The organism is Rhodoferax sp. (assembly GCF_023700745.1).
Classification (GTDB): Bacteria; Pseudomonadota; Gammaproteobacteria; order Burkholderiales; family Burkholderiaceae_C; genus Rhodoferax.
This window is the reverse complement of record NZ_JAMPYG010000003.1, coordinates 273408-288508: the sequence shown is the minus strand read 5'-3', so window position 1 is coordinate 288508 and position 15101 is coordinate 273408. Positions and strand designations below refer to the sequence as shown.

Sequence of the window (15101 nt, the reverse complement as noted above, 5' to 3'; positions counted from 1 at the left end):
TGTTGATTCCAAATGAAGGTTGGGCCAAAAAAGTAGGAATTCCAGTCGAAAACTGAGCCACGTTATCCACAATTCTTGCTTCATTTTTGAGCAGGGGTGATTAGGAGTGATAGACGTGGGAACCCTCAGCAAACTCAGGCGCATGGTGTTACGTGAGAACGTATCTGTGCGCGAAGCGGCCAGACGGCTGCGCATATCCAGAAACACGGCGGCCAAGTGGCTCAATGAGCCACAGATGGTAGAGCCACGTTACCCGCAGCGGGCGCCAGCGCCAAGCCTGCTGGACCCGTATCGTGATCAGTTGGCAAGCTGGCTCAAGACCGACAGTTACCGAGGCAAACGTGAGCGCCGCAGTGTGCGGGCGTACTTTGAAGCCATCCGGGCCATGGGCTTTACTGGCAGCAAGAATCTGGTCTACGGCTTTTGCAGCCTCTGGCGGCAAGAGCAAGCCAACGCCCCACGCCATGCCGGGTTCGTGCCCCTGAGCTTTGAGCTCGGCGAGGCCTTCCAGTTTGACTGGAGCTGCGAATACGTGGTGATTGGAGGCTTGCGCAAACGCCTGGAAGTGGCACACACCAAGTTGGCAGCCAGCCGGGCGTTCGTACTGGTGGCGTACTTTACCCAGTCCCACGAGATGCTGTTTGATGCACACACCAAGGCCTTTGAAGTGTTCGGTGGCGTGCCCAAACGCGGCATCTACGACAACATGCGAACGGCCGTGGACAAGGTGGGCAAAGGCAAGGAGCGCAGCGTCAATGCCCGGTTTGAATCGATGACTGGGCATTACCTGTTTGAGGCCGAGTTCTGCAACCGCGCAGCGGGCTGGGAGAAGGGCCGAGTGGAGAAGAACGTGCAGGACCGGCGCCGGCACATCTGGCGGGAAGCGGCAGAGAAGCGCTGGGCCAGTCTTGCTGAGCTCAATGCCTGGTTGCTGCAGGCCTGCCAGGACAGTTGGGCTGAACTCAGCCACCCGGACTGGCCGGAGCTCACAGTGGCCGATGTCATGCAGGATGAGCGCAGCCGCCTGATGGCCTTGCCCAGGGCATTCGATGGCTATGTTGAGTTGCCCACGCGGGTCACTTCCACGGCGCTGATTCACTTCCAGCGCAACCGCTACAGCGTGCCTTGTGAATGGGTGAACACCGTGGTTAGCTTGCGGGCCTATCCCGAGATCCTGCGCATTGTGGACAGTCACGGTGAGGTGGTCGACCTGGTGCGTAGCTTCGAGCGTGACCAGACCTTTTATGACTGGCGCCACTACATCAGCCTGATAGAGCGCAAGCCTGGAGCCCTGCGCAATGGCGCTCCCTTTAAAACCATGCCCGAGCCGCTGCAGGAGTTGCAGCGGCAATTGCTCAAGAACGCAGGTGGGGACCGTGTAATGGCACAGGTTCTGAGCGCCATTCCACTGCATGGTTTGGACACCGTCCTGGCGGCCATTGAGATTGCGCTGGAGGCAGGGCGGGCAAGCGCCGAACACGTTCTGAACACATTGGCCCGTCTCAAAGATGCCGCGCGCCCGATGGCCTCGCTGCAGATCGATACGCCACTGACCCTGCAGACACAGCCCTTAGCCAACGTCATGCGTTACGACAGCTTGCGAATCCAGGAGGTCAGCCATGTCCAATGACATCGTTGCCGCCCTGAAGGGCTTGAGTTTGCACGGTATGGCCAGTGCGTGGCCGGAGGTGTTGGGCACAGCACGGCTGAAGACGCTGGACCATGAAACGGTTCTGCACCAGTTGCTCAAGGCAGAATCGGCACAGCGTGAGGTGCGTTCGATGGCCTACCAAATGCGGGTGGCAAGGTTCCAGTCACACCGCGATCTGGCAGGGTTCGACTTCACCCAGGCCAATGTAGATGAAGCCCTTGTGCTTGATCTGCACCAGATGAAGTTCCTGGAGTCGGCTCACAACGTGGTGCTCATCGGAGGGCCGGGAACTGGCAAGACGCACCTGGCCACCAGCCTCGGAGTCAATGCAATCCGCAGCCATGGCAAACGGGTGCGCTTCTTCTCCACGGTCGAGTTGGTCAACGCCCTGGAGCAAGAGAAGGCGCAGGGTAAGTCAGGGCAACTAGCTTACCGCCTGATGTACGTGGACATGGTGATCCTGGATGAAATGGGCTATCTGCCATTCACGCAGTCCGGTGGTGCCTTGCTATTCCACCTACTGTCCAAACTCTACGAGCGAACCAGTGTGGTGATCACCACCAACCTGAGCTTCTCGGAATGGGCCAGCGTGTTTGGCGACGCCAAGATGACCACCGCGCTATTGGACCGACTGACCCATCACTGCCATATCGTGGAGACCGGCAATGACAGCTGGAGGTTCAAGAATTCAAGTGCACAGATCAGACCAGCACGCAAAGCCAGCAGGGCAAAAATACAGAAAGGAGACGCATCAAATGTAGACTTATCCACAATCGAGTAGCCAAAAATACCTTTAAACCGTGTGGCTCAAAATTCGACTGCAAACTGGCTCAGATTGACGCTGGAATCAACAGTGGGTACCTCCAGCGTGTCCAAAGCGGTCAGCTGCAGGTAGGCCAAGCGGTCATTCGCCGGCGCCAAAGAAATTGAAAAGCGGTCGTTCGCTCCAACAACGCTTTGGTGGTCCGCCATCCGACTCGAAGGCAGCGGTGGCAGTCGATCACCTCGAAATCGGGAGCACCCGGTTTGGGTCTTGACCCGTCCGTCAGGTCTGAAATGCCCAAAATCCGGGCCAAGGGCTCTTCACGACCCGTTGCTGTCATTCGAGTTTCCAACATGCCGGGCAGGTCCCGACCCAAAGGCGACGTACGAGACTGGGAGTTGCCTACCGTATAGCGGTCACTCAATTGCCGGACTTTAATTTCAACTCTGCTGCGAAAGCTGACGTAGCCCAGACAGCAGCCGTTTGATTGGCTGTGACAGGGTGCGATTAACGTCTGACATAACGGAGGCTACGCGGCTTCATCGCGCAGCGTCCGTGTTGATGGATGGGTTAGGCATCAGTTGGCGTTCGGTTGACCGAGAACTGCCTTTCATAGTGACAGCGATATTTGATCTGAAATCTGATTTCGTCCGCCAGTTGTTTCGCAATTTCTCGCCCCTGCATAAAGCTGCGGCCCTCGGTAGGCCATCTAGCCACAAAGAGAATCTTCTCAGTACCCTTGTCAATGGCTTCACCATTGGAAAGATACATCGCTTGCACTTCAGCCTTACCTCGTGTCGGAATCACTCGATTCACGAATCGCAAAAATTCTGTAAAGACGGTATCGGCGTCGGAGATTGCTTTGCCTTCAATCGTCAATGAATAGGTGTCGATGATGGCGGGGCCCAGCCCGACGTTTTTTACGGACAGACTATAGGTATGAAAGTTGTCCTTGGATGTGCTATCAAATTTACTGTCTAAGATTAGATGCGGCTGAACCTGAAGTTCGTTGTGGCGCCTCACCGCGTAGTAGTGATGAATAGTTGTGGTGAACGTGAGTACGGCAATGAAAATGCTGACGGTTACTCCCACCGGAAGCTGCCATCCAAGGTTCCAGGCTTGGCCAAGAACGAATCCAAAAATGGATGCCAATACGAGGCTTAACAGGATTGGGGCAATGAATATCCGCATTGGTGCTACATGCCTAGCGTCGGAGTTGACCGGCGGCCAATAGGCCGTCCGAGTCGAACGACCTGTTAGCCTTCATTGACTAGACGGCGGAGTAAGACCGCGATGAACACAAGCTGGCAAGCTAAAAAGAAACTGGCCGAGCGCGGACGCGAAGTCGATACATCGCTTTGCGTCACCTTCGTCGGGCAACGATGCCGCCTCATCTGCGTGGCGCTGGTCATTTGCATCCAAACGTACGGCATGCGCCCAGTGCGCCATGTCTGACGTGATTACGTGATCTTCCGCTGTCTTGTCGATGCGAGCGTACAGGGAGCCCTGGGTGTAGCCCTTTGCCTTAAGCATCGCATCCACAGCACTCGCAGTAAGCATCACAGCTCCGGCAGGAGCGTGAATGCTGGACACCGCTTGCTCCAAAAATGTTTGTGCTCGCGCGGGAAGATCGCTCGGGATAGCCGCAGTGCTTGGAAAGTGATCCTGCACTGGTCCGTCGAAATTTGGCGACCAAGCTGTGACCAATCCGCCGCACCGTGTGCAGCAGTACACAACCCAACTCCGCAGATTCATACCTGCTTGGTCTTTTGTTTGTCCTCGCCATTGTTGGACAAGCGAAGGGGTGTCCACGCTGCAATGGGGGCAGCGGGGGAGTTGCAGGTGCGGCGTCAGGTTTGTCATGGCTTCTCGAGCCTTCTAACGTAATGTAGACGGCAAAACCCGGTTGATCCATCCGGGATGCACCGATACATCTTGTTGGAAAAAAGCCCCAAACCCCCTTGAACATTGGGCTGGCAGACCGTATGCAGTACAAGCGTACAGATATAAATCTTTCATGAAACCCGGTACTCCCTTGTTGCAATCAACCCGCCCTGTGGACCATGTGCGTTAGCGGCTTCGCTATTTCCACTATAGCCTACGAACCGAAGGGGCTTACGTGTACTGGGCGAAATTTTTATCCGTTGGCATGGGCGTAATGTCCGGTATCAAGGAAGAGCGTGACCGGCAACTAGCTGCCAATCAGAGTCATGCATCGACGAAGAAAGTTGAAAATCTGCCCACCGGTTAGCTGTCACCGACGAGCGTCGGGAACTGGCCCAAACCGGGTTCTCCCGATTTCGAGGTGACCGACTGCCACCGCTGCTCAGGAGTCGACCAAGGCCACATTCCATTTTTCAAACCTGTGTGACCGGTATTGAGACTTCGGTTCGCCCAATGACCGGAATCAGGCAAACACCCCCAATGTCGGCACCTGTTCGATGACCGACGACCACTATGAAAGTTGGACATCCCATCAGCGGTCACTGGAGCAGAGGTCGTAGGCGTTGGTGTACTTCGGTTTGCAGGCGATTACTTCGGAGAGTTCTGCGACCGCTCTGGGTCGGGGCCAGTCAAATGGATGGGCTGTTTACGACTATAAAAAATACGTAGTTTTAATCCAACGGGCCGCGAACCCGCATGGATGCTAGGCCCATGTTTACGACTTTAATGACCTGTTTACGACTTTATTTGTCCAGAATACATGTCCTTACCAGTTCGCCTCGCGCTCGGGCGTCGCGCTGATCTTGTGGATCGACAGGTCGGCACCGTCGTATTCTTCTTCCTGGCTCAGGCGGATGCCCATGGTCATCTTGAGCAGGCCGTACACCAGCAGGCCGCCGCCAGCAGCCCAGGCTACACCCATGAGCGTGCCGATCAGTTGGGCAGCCAGCGTCACGCCACCCAGACCTCCCATGGCCTTGGCACCAAAAATACCGGCGGCCAGGCCACCCCAGGTGCCGCACAGGCCGTGCAATGGCCAGACACCCAGTACGTCGTCAATCTTCCATTTGTTTTGCGTCAACGTGAACATGACCACAAAAATGGCGCCCGCCACAGCGCCGACCACCAGCGCGCCCAGCGGGTGCATCAGGTCCGAGCCGGCGCACACCGCCACCAGGCCCGCCAGCGGGCCGTTGTGGACAAAGCCGGGGTCGTTCTTGCCCAGCGCCAGGGCCGCCAGCGTGCCGCCCGCCATGGCCATCAGTGAGTTGACCGCCACCAGGCCGGAAATCTTGTCCAGTGTTTGTGCGCTCATCACGTTAAAGCCGAACCAGCCGACCGTCAGCACCCAGGCCCCCAGTGCCAAAAATGGAATGCTGCTGGGCGGGTGGGCTGACATGCCGCCGTCCTTGCGGTAGCGGTTAGCGCGCGCGCCCAGCAGCAGCACGGCAGGCAATGCGATCCAGCCGCCCACCGCATGCACCACCACACTGCCGGCGAAATCGTGAAACTCGGCCCCGGTGACCGCCTTGATCCAGGCCTGCACGCCAAAATGCTGGCTCCACACCACGCCCTCGAAAAACGGGTAAATCAGGCCAACGATGACGGCCGTGGCAATCAGCTGTGGCCAGAACTTGGCTCGCTCGGCAATACCGCCCGAAATGATGGCGGGGATGGCGGCGGCAAAGGTGAGCAAAAAGAAAAACTTGACCAGCTCATAGCCGTTCTTGGCGGCCAACTGCTCGGCCCCGACAAAAAAGTGGGCACCGTAGGCCACCCCGTAACCGACCGCAAAATAGACGATGGTGGACACCGAGAAGTCCACCAGTATCTTCACCAGAGCATTGACCTGGTTCTTGCGCCGTACCGTGCCCAGTTCCAGAAAGGCAAAACCTGCGTGCATGGCCAGCACCATGACAGCGCCGAGAAGAATGAACAGGGTGTCTGCGCCCTGTTTGAGTGCTTCCATGAGAACCTCTTGGGGAAAATTGATTTGAATTGGTGCGTCAAAGATCGAAAAATCAAAAACGCACCAACATAAAGCAAAGAACATGCCCAAATGGAAGTTAACAACCCATGCTTGTGCAAAAAATGTGGTTTCACCCCAATTCAACCCGAATTGGGGCGGGTTTGAAACAGGGTGAGTGTCAGACGGGATAAATCCTGACGGGCCGGGTGGCGACCGGGAAGCCCGCCGCGCCCAGTGTGTCGGCAATTGTTTTGTTGGTGTCGAAATAGACCTGCCAGTAGTCTTTGGTGTGGCAGTATGGCCGCACCGCCAGCTTTGGCCCGAACTCGTTGAATTCAAGAATCTCGACATCAACGGCTGGGGTCTTATGGGTGTTTTCCACTTTTGAAACGGCCTCCTTCAACAGGGCAATGGCCTGGTGCGCATCGGCACTGCCAGCCAGCTGCGCGACCAGTTCGACGCGCCGATAAGGATTGGCCGAGTAATTCTTGATATCGTTGCCCATGATCTTGCCGTTGCCGACGATGGTCTTGACATTGTCAGGCGTGGTCAGTGTGGTGCCGAACAAGCCCAGCTCCATCACGGTGCCCTCGATGCCGCCAATCATCACGTACTCACCCACCTGGTAGGGTCGCAGCACCAGCAAAAAAATCCCTGCCGCAAAGTTGCCCAGCAAACCGCTCCAGGCCGCGCCAATGGCCACACCGGCACCGGCCACCAACGCGGCGAAGGAGGTCGTCTCCACACCAAAGTAGCCCAGGATGGCGACGACCAAGATGATGTTCAGCGCCACCGTGATGAAGCTGACCAGGTAGCGTTGCACCGTGGAGTCGAGTTGTTGCCGCGTCATGGCAGCGCCGATGAGCCTGGTTGCCAGGCCGATCAACCAGCGACCCACGACAAAAACCGCAATGGCACCCAAGGCCTTGAGGCCGAAGGCCACCAGAATGGGTTGCGCCTGATCCATCCAGCTGGTAATTTTTCCGGTGTCCATGGGTTGTTCCAATCGAAATGCTGTGTTTAACGCATCGCCTTGCCTGCCATGTGCAGAATGTCGTCCAGCGGGTTGCCATCACCGTTCATGTCGAGCATCGAGGCCAGCCCCGATCCGCTGCCAGCGCCGCCGGGCTGGCCACCGAACAGTCCTCCCAGCATGCCGCCCAGCCCCGCCCCCAAGCCGTCGCCCGTGTCTGCGCTTGGCGCTGCCGTGTTGTCACCCCCCTGTTTCGCCATGAATCCGGCAACCAGCATGGCCAGCAGCGGCAACATCTTCTTGAGCAGGGACGGGTCAAGCCCCGACTGCGACGCCGCGTTTTGCGCCACCGCGCGGCTCACGTCCTTGGATCCGAAAATCTGCCCCAGTACCTCGTTGCCCTGGCTCACGTCGGTCGGCTCCGGTGCCAGTACCTGGTCGAGCAGACCGCCGCCGCCGAGTTGCCCGAGCAGGCCACCCAGCCCTTCAATGCCCGCGGGCTGCGACTGGGCCTGGTTCTTGAGGCCACCGAGAATCGCCGGAATGAGTGCCGCGGCGCCACTTGACGCCTGGCTCTCACTGATGCCCAGCTCCCGGGACATCGACTGGAGGCCGCCCATTTGGGCGAGGATGTCGGTTAACTGCATATGTTTTCTCCTGGGTTGGTGCCTGCGCCGCCGGCTTAGTCCAGCAAGGCCTGCGGAATATTGCCGCCGTTGGCGGCGATGTGCGCCAGGACGTTTTTGTGCAGCCACATGTTCATCTGCGCCGAATCCCCCATCAAGTCCGCCGGACAACCCAGCTCGGTGGCCAGCTCCTTGCGCGCCGCCAGGCTGCTGTCGAGATCGAGCAGTTTCAACAGATCGACGATGGAGGTTCGCCAGTTCAGCTTTTGCGGGTTTGCCGCAGCACGCTGCTCCATTTGTGCCACGACATCGACCATGGCGATCGGATTGGGTGCCGGCGGCGCGGCCGGAACGGTGTCAGAGCTCGGACTCGCTGTGATGGTTGGCGGTGCGGCAGGGGGGGCTGTGGTGCTTGCGGCGCTGGCGCTGCCGATGCCCAATTTTTCAAGTATCTTGCTGAAGAATCCCATGGTGTATTCCTTGTTTGTTGTGACTGGGCGATGCTGCTGTATGGCTCAGAATGGCGATGACCAATACCGATTGGTTAATTGATGGTAGAGGCCAGCAGGCATCGTACGATTGATAAAGCGCAACGCTCGGAGAGTTACCATTTGTTTCATGTCGGCCGCGCGCTCAGCCCCTCGAAACAGGTGATCATGACCAGGCTGACGATTTCTTCGTCGGTGTGCAAGCCGCTCATTTTCAGGAACTCCAGCACCGGGTCGCAGGCGCGGGCGTACAGGGTGTAGAGCACGGCGATGGCGGGCAGTTTGGGGTTGAGGCTGTCTTGCGCCTGCGCCGCCTCGATCCAGCCACCCAGCTTGTCACTGACCTCGATCAGGCCATCCATGTAGGCGCTGTTGCTCATCAGCGCCGCGCGCAGGCTGGAATTCTGGCTCGGCAGCGACGGCATTTCGCCGACCAGTTTGAGTCCCATGGTCCAAGCCACCGCGGCGCGCAAGTTGTCCATGGGGGCAGCCTCTGGCGGCAGGCTGTCCAGAAACGCCTGGGCCCGGTGCATCACACTCACCATGGCGGCGGCGGCCAGGTCTTCCTTGCTGGGAAAGTGCTTGTACAGGCTGGCTTTGGCAATGCCCACGTCGGCCGCTACCTCATCGACGGTCATGGCCTCAAAACCCTTGCTGGCCAGCAAATGGTTGACCGTCTGGATGATGGCTTCTTCGCGCGCCTGCAGCATTTGCGCCTTGAAAGAGACCCGGGTGCCGTTGCGAGTAACCATATAAGAAATGTTGCTTTTGGTTTGGGAAAAGTGAAATGTCCTGCGGCAATAATACTATCAAGTTAAATTGTGACCAATCAGTATTTAAATAGCATTTGCAGTCTAAAGGAATAAATGTGTCGTTGAAAGTTGCCATCGTGGGCTCTGGAATTTCTGGTCTGGCAGCGGCCCATGCCTTGTCCGGTCGTGCCGAGGTCAGCCTGTTCGAGGCCGGGTCCTACTTTGGCGGTCACACCCACACGGTGGACGTGACGCTGCCCACACGCCAGGGCCTGGTGACCCACGGCGTGGACACGGGGTTTCTGGTGCTCAACGAGCGCACCTACCCCAACTTGCTGAAGCTGTTTGCCGAACTCTGTGTGGTCACCGCGAAGTCGGACATGTCGTTTTCGGTGCAGGCTTTTGACCCCATCCACGTGCGGGCGCTGGAGTGGAGCGGCTGCAACCTCAACACGGTGTTTGCCCAGCGTAGCAACCTGGTCAATGGCCGCTTTTGGGGCATGCTGCGCGACTTGTTGCGCTTCAACGCGCTCACCACCCGCATGGCCCACAGTGGTACCGAGGCTGAGCTGACGCAACCGCTGGGTGATTTCCTGCGTGAACACCGTTTTGACAGCGCCTTTTGCGACTGGTACTTTTTGCCCATGATGGCCTGCATCTGGAGCTGCCCCACAGCCCAGATGCTGCAGTTTCCGGTGGCCACGATGGTGCGTTTTTGCCATAACCATGGTTTGCTGCAAATCACCAACCGGCCGCAGTGGTGGACGGTGCAGGGCGGCGCGCGGCAGTACGTCGAAAAAATCACCGCCGGCATTCAGAACAAGCACCTGAACAGCCCCGTGCGCTGTATTGAATCGGTGAGCGCCACGCCCACCCAGCAGACTGGTGTGCGCATCAGCACCGATGCCGGGCAAGCGTATTTTGACAAGCTCATCATTGCCACGCACGCCAACCAGGCCCTGGAGATGCTGGCCGCGCCGACATCGCTAGAGCACGACACGCTGGGCGCCATGCGCACCCAGCCCAACCGCGCCGTGTTGCACACCGATGTGTCGGTGCTGCCCAAGCGTCAGGCGGCCTGGGCGGCTTGGAATTACGAGCGCGCACCCGCCACGGTCAATGAGAACGCCAGGGTTTGCCTGCATTACCTCATCAACCGTTTGCAGCCCCTGCCCTGGCAGCAGCCGGTGCTGGTGTCGCTGAACCCGGCGCGTGCCATCGACCCCGCGAACATCTTGGGAGAGTACGACTATGCGCACCCGGTGTTCGACCAGGCTGCGGTGGCCGCGCAAGGCCGGATGCACCTGTTGCAAGGCCAGCAGCATCGCTATTACGCTGGCGCCTGGATGGGTTATGGCTTCCACGAAGACGGCCTCAAGGCGGGCTTGGCAGCGGCAAAAAAACTGTTGGCTGACGTGGCAAGCCAGGAAGCGCTGGCATGACAGCGCAAGCGCTGATCGGTTTTGGCGAGGTGCGCCATGCGCGCCAGCGGCCGGTGGCCAATGCCTTTGTCTACCCCAGTTATTTCCTCATGCTGCCCCTGCGCAGCCTGAGCCAGACAGCAGCGCCAGCGGCAGGCGTCTGGGCCATCAACCGCCCCGGTCCGCTGAGCTTTTTTGAAACCGACCATGGTGATGGCCGCGCACCAGCGCAAGGCGGTGCTGTCGCTTGGCTTGACGAACTGCTGCACAACGCGGGCATTTTTGACGCCACCGGCGAAGCCTGGCTGCATACCTACCCCCGTGTGCTGGGCTATACCTTCAAGCCCGTGAGCTTCTGGTACTGCCATCGTGCCGACGACCAGGGCGGCAGCTTGCGCGCGGTGGTGGTTGAGGTCAACAACACCTTTGGCGAACGCCATTGCTACCTGCTCGACCACCCGCAGTACGGTGTCGAGCAGCGCGCCAGCAAGGTGTTTCATGTGTCGCCGTTCTGCGAGGTGCAGGGGCATTACCGCTTTCGTCTGATGCGCACCTTTGGCCCTGGCCCGCAGCGTACCGTGGCCCGCATTGATTATTTTGATGCCGAGGCCAGTGACCCGGGGGCCACAGTGCTGCTCAAAACCAGCATCAGCGGCGCCCTGGAGCCCATCACCCCACTGGCTTTGCGCCGTGCCCTGTGGCGCTACCCCGCCATGACGCTGGGCGTGATGGTTCGCATCCACTGGCAGGCGCTGCAATTGTGGTTGCGCAAGGTCCCGTTCTTTCGCAAGCCTGCGCCACCGCAAACCTTCATTACCCGCTAAGTCCAGCCACTTCCTGTTCCATTCCACTGCTCAGACCTGACCATGAACACCGCCACTTCTGTTGCCCCCCGTTATGCCATCCCGCAGCACGCCCCGGCTTCGGCGCGCGCCGCCTTGCGCCTGCTTGAGCAACTGCGCCACGGCGCCCTCACGCTGGTGCTGCCCGACGGCTCGCACCGGCGCTACGGCGAACACCCGCATCAGCATGCGCTGCCCAGCCCGCAGCATCCCTGTGCGACCCTTCAGTTGCATAACTGGAAAGTGTTCGCGGCGGCGCTGAAATCGGGTGACATCGGTTTTGCCGAAAGTTTCATTGCGGGCGACTGGAGTACGCCTGACCTGACCGCCTTGCTCAAGCTGTTTGCAGTCAACCGCCAAGCCATGGAGTCGGTCATTTACGGCACCTGGGGCGGGCGCCTGCTGTACCGCATCAAGCACCTGTTGCAGCACAACAGCCGTGCCAATAGCCGCAAAAATATCCACGCCCACTACGACCTGGGCAATGACTTTTACCGGCTCTGGCTTGACGAGACCATGAACTACTCGTCGGCCTGGTTTGACGGCGATTTTTCACAGCCCATGGCGCAGGCCCAGACTGCCAAGGTGCGCCGCGCCTTGCAAATGGCCCGGGTCAAGCCGGGCGACCGGGTGTTGGAAATCGGTTGTGGCTGGGGCGCGCTGGCCGAGCAGGCCAGCACCGAATTCAAGGCCGCCGTGGTGGGTGTGACCCTGAGCACCGAGCAACTGGCTTTCGCGCAGCAGCGACTGCAGAACTTGGGCGTCAGCACGGGTGCGGGTGCCAGCGCCGACTTGCGCCTGCAGGACTACCGCGACATTTCAGACGCAGCTTTTGATGCCATTTGCTCGATTGAAATGGTCGAGGCGGTGGGCCAAGCCTATTGGCCGCAGTATTTCCAGACCGTGAGCCGCCTGCTCAAACCCGGTGGCCGTGCCTGTGTGCAGAGCATCGTGATCAGCGACCCCCTGTTTGAGCGTTACATCAAGGGCACCGACTTCATCCAGCAGTACATCTTTCCGGGTGGTTGCCTGCCGTGTCCGCGCGAGTTTCGCCAGCAGGCGCAGGCCGCAGGCCTGGTGGTCGAAGACGAATTTGCCTTTGGCCTGGACTATGCCGAAACCCTGCGCCGTTGGCGCGATGCCTTCTTGGCGCGCCAGGCCGAAGTCGCCCAGTTGGGCTTCGATACCCGCTTCATGCGCATCTGGGCGTTCTACCTGGCCTATTGCGAAGCGGCCTTTGAGGCGGGCAACATCGACCTGGTGCAATACACCCTGGTCAAGCCCGCCCCATGAAGCCCCTCGCCAGGCAGGCTCTGTTGACCGGTGTCGCAGGGCTGCTGAGTGTGCAGGTATGGGCCAATAGCCCGCCCGCCGAGTTGCGCGTGGCGCTGCCCACCGCGGCGCTGGCAGGTCAGGCCAAGCTGACTTTTTGGGGCCTTGACGTGTACCAGGCCTCTCTGTGGGTGGCGCCGGGATTTACCGCAGCGGCCTATGCGGACCATGGCTTTGCGCTGGAGCTGGTCTACCTGCGCGGTTTTGCAGGTGCCGACATTGCCAAGCGCTCGCTCGCCGAGATGGCACGCCAGGCACCCCTCCGCGCTGACCAGGCCCGGCGCTGGAGCGACCAGATGCGCGCACTGTTCCCCGATGTCAAGGCCGGTGAGCGCCTGACCGGCATCCACCAGCCGGGCGTCGGGGCAGGTTTTGTTTTCAACGGCCAGCCTGTGGGCGAGATCGCTGACGCGGAATTTGCTCGCCGCTTTTTTGCCATCTGGTTGTCGCCGCAGACCTCGGAACCCGGCTTGCGGCTGGCGCTGTTGCAGCAGCTGACACCTGCGGCTGGTGCGGTCACCACGCCATGACAATCGATAACGCCAGTTTCGGTAGGCGAGACGGCTGGCGTTATGGCCTGCTGGGCTTGCCACTGGCGTTTTGCGCTTTGCCGCTGTATGTGTTGATGCCCAATCTGTACGCGCGTCAATGGGGCGTGTCCCTGGCTGCCCTGGGTGCGGTGCTGCTGGCTGCGCGCTTGCTCGACGCCGTGCTGGACCCCTGGTTGGGTCGGGTTTGCGACCACTTGTTTGCACGCTCCATCGCTGCCGTGCTGGCGTTTGGCGCGGCGGCGGCGGTGCTGCTCGGGCTGGGTTTCTCCGCCATTTTTTTGCCCACCGTGCGCACCCCTGATGCCTTGCTGTGGTGGGCCGGTGGCTGGCTGGTGCTGACCTACCTGGCCTACAGCGCCCTGGCGGTGGCGCACCAGTCCTGGGGCGCGATGCTGGGTGGGGATGCATTGCAACGCAGCCGCGTGGTGGCCTGGCGCGAAGGGCTGGGGCTGGTGGGTGTGGTGCTGGCCGCCGTGGTGGGGAATATGCTGGGTGTGCCGGTGATGCTGTTGCTGCTGTGGCTGACGCTGGGCCTGGGCTGGTGGGCCTGGTCGTGCGCGCCCCGGCCAGCGTGCCGCGCCGCCGGGCCGGTCGCCGCAGCGCCCAGTCTCTGGCATCCCTGGCAGCGGCCGGCTTTCCGGCGCTTGCTCGCGGTGTTCATGCTCAACGGCATTGCCAGTGCCATCCCAGCCACACTGGTGCTGTTTTTTGTGCAGGACCGTCTCCTTGGTTCCGAGGCGCTGCAGTCAGCGGCATTGGGTCTTTATTTTGTCTGTGCCGCCCTGTCGATGCCGCTCTGGCTGCGCACGGTGGCCCGATTCGGGCTGGCGCGCAGCTGGTTGCTGGGCATGTGCCTGTCGGTGCTGGTGTTCTTGTGGGCCAGCCAACTCGGTGCTGGCGATGGCGCGCTGTTTTTGATCGTGTGTGCCCTGTCGGGCGCCGCATTGGGCAGTGATCTGGCGCTGCCCGGCGCCATGCTAGCGGGCCTGATCCACGAGGCGGGGGACCGCGGTCGCGCTGATGGCGCTTATTTTGGCTGGTGGAACTTTGCCACCAAGCTCAATCTGGCGCTGGCGGCCGGCCTGGCGCTGCCCTTGCTGGGCTGGCTCGGCTACGCCCCCGGTGCGCGTGACGCCCACGCCCTGCAGGTGCTCACCGTGGCTTACTGCCTGTTGCCCTGCGGGCTCAAAACCGGAGCCGCGTTGCTGCTCCACCTTTTTTATCGCCAACCCGCGGCCCGGACGCCCTCGCCATGAAACGACGTTTATTGATGCTTGCCGCTGGGCTTTCTTCGGCGCTGGCCCTGAGCGGCTGCAGCACGCCCAAAATCACCGACTACGCCACGCAAAAACCGGTGCTGGAGTTGCGCGATTACTTCAACGGCACGCTGGACGCCTACGGTATTTTTACCGACCGCTCCGGCCAGGTGGTGAGGCGTTTCACCGTCGTCATGGTGTGCAGCTGGCAGGGCGACCAAGGGGTACTCGATGAGGCTTTCAGCTATTCGGACGGCAGCACGCAGCGCCGGGTCTGGCGCCTGCAGCGCCTCGCAGACGGCCGCTACACCGGTCAGGCCGATGACGTGGTGGGCACGGCCGAGGGCCAGCAAAGCGGCAACGCCTTTCACTGGACCTACACGCTGGCGCTGCCGGTCGATGGCCGCGTCATCGAGGTGCAGTTTGACGACTGGATGTACCTGATGAATGACAAAGTCATGCTCAACAAGGCCGCCATGCGCAAGTGGGGTGTCGGTTTGGGCGAGGTTACCCTGTCGTTTGTGAAGCGCTGA

The 15101-nt window shown here is 60.2% G+C and carries 15 protein-coding genes; 8 read left to right on the top strand and 7 right to left on the bottom strand.

Features of this window, described 5'->3' with window-relative positions:
• The first annotated feature begins 115 nt into the window (after window positions 1–115).
• Together istA and istB are read left to right on the top strand one after the other, a co-directional pair.
• Window positions 116–1630, top strand: coding sequence for an IS21 family transposase (gene istA / locus NDJ10_RS05205; RefSeq protein WP_296160114.1), 1515 nt, complete (start codon window positions 116–118; stop codon window positions 1628–1630).
• Entirely contained in the window at window positions 1620–2432 is an 813-nt protein-coding gene (gene istB, locus NDJ10_RS05200) for an IS21-like element helper ATPase IstB (protein WP_296160113.1), read from the top strand. Before istA ends, istB begins: the two co-directional genes overlap by 11 nt.
• A gap of 552 nt (window positions 2433–2984) precedes the next feature.
• On the opposite strand, the gene NDJ10_RS05195 is transcribed toward istB, so the two are convergent.
• The 7 genes from NDJ10_RS05195 to NDJ10_RS05165 all read right to left on the bottom strand — a co-directional run bounded on the left by NDJ10_RS05195 (window position 2985) and on the right by NDJ10_RS05165 (window position 9166).
• Complete coding sequence (locus NDJ10_RS05195) at window positions 2985–3566, bottom strand: hypothetical protein (RefSeq protein WP_296160112.1); 582 nt, start codon at window positions 3564–3566, stop codon at window positions 2985–2987.
• A 111-nt stretch (window positions 3567–3677) separates the two neighbouring features.
• Entirely contained in the window at window positions 3678–4007 is a 330-nt protein-coding gene (locus NDJ10_RS05190; protein WP_296160111.1) for a DUF4145 domain-containing protein, read from the bottom strand.
• A gap of 1117 nt (window positions 4008–5124) precedes the next feature.
• Window positions 5125–6327: an ammonium transporter gene (locus NDJ10_RS05185; protein ID WP_296160109.1), complete on the bottom strand. Its 1203-nt coding sequence runs from the start codon at window positions 6325–6327 to the stop codon at window positions 5125–5127.
• A gap of 178 nt (window positions 6328–6505) precedes the next feature.
• Entirely contained in the window at window positions 6506–7321 is an 816-nt protein-coding gene (locus NDJ10_RS05180) for a mechanosensitive ion channel domain-containing protein (protein ID WP_296160108.1), read from the bottom strand.
• Window positions 7322–7347: 26 nt separating this feature from the next.
• Window positions 7348–7947, bottom strand: a complete 600-nt coding sequence (locus NDJ10_RS05175) for a DUF937 domain-containing protein (RefSeq protein ID WP_296160107.1) — start codon at window positions 7945–7947, stop codon at window positions 7348–7350.
• Between the two features lie 35 nt (window positions 7948–7982).
• Window positions 7983–8396: a DUF3597 domain-containing protein gene (locus NDJ10_RS05170; protein ID WP_296160106.1), complete on the bottom strand. Its 414-nt coding sequence runs from the start codon at window positions 8394–8396 to the stop codon at window positions 7983–7985.
• 146 nt (window positions 8397–8542) lie between these two features.
• Complete coding sequence (locus NDJ10_RS05165; protein ID WP_296160105.1) at window positions 8543–9166, bottom strand: TetR/AcrR family transcriptional regulator; 624 nt, start codon at window positions 9164–9166, stop codon at window positions 8543–8545.
• A gap of 122 nt (window positions 9167–9288) precedes the next feature.
• Here NDJ10_RS05165 and NDJ10_RS05160 point away from each other — a divergent pair, with 122 nt between their 5' ends.
• From NDJ10_RS05160 to NDJ10_RS05135, 6 genes are read left to right on the top strand one after another with little or no spacing between them, the layout of a single operon-like run.
• Window positions 9289–10608: an NAD(P)-binding protein gene (locus tag NDJ10_RS05160; protein WP_296160128.1), complete on the top strand. Its 1320-nt coding sequence runs from the start codon at window positions 9289–9291 to the stop codon at window positions 10606–10608.
• Entirely contained in the window at window positions 10605–11411 is an 807-nt protein-coding gene (locus tag NDJ10_RS05155) for a DUF1365 domain-containing protein (protein WP_296160104.1), read from the top strand. Before NDJ10_RS05160 ends, NDJ10_RS05155 begins: the two co-directional genes overlap by 4 nt.
• Window positions 11412–11453: 42 nt before the next feature.
• Window positions 11454–12722, top strand: a complete 1269-nt coding sequence (locus NDJ10_RS05150) for a cyclopropane-fatty-acyl-phospholipid synthase family protein (protein WP_296160103.1) — start codon at window positions 11454–11456, stop codon at window positions 12720–12722.
• A complete protein-coding gene (locus NDJ10_RS05145; RefSeq protein WP_296160102.1) occupies window positions 12719–13291 on the top strand; it encodes a chalcone isomerase family protein in 573 nt (190 codons plus the stop codon). Before NDJ10_RS05150 ends, NDJ10_RS05145 begins: the two co-directional genes overlap by 4 nt.
• Entirely contained in the window at window positions 13288–14568 is a 1281-nt protein-coding gene (locus NDJ10_RS05140; RefSeq protein WP_296160101.1) for an MFS transporter, read from the top strand. Before NDJ10_RS05145 ends, NDJ10_RS05140 begins: the two co-directional genes overlap by 4 nt.
• Window positions 14565–15101: a DUF3833 family protein gene (locus tag NDJ10_RS05135; protein ID WP_296160100.1), complete on the top strand. Its 537-nt coding sequence runs from the start codon at window positions 14565–14567 to the stop codon at window positions 15099–15101. The genes NDJ10_RS05140 and NDJ10_RS05135 overlap by 4 nt, the downstream gene beginning before the upstream one ends.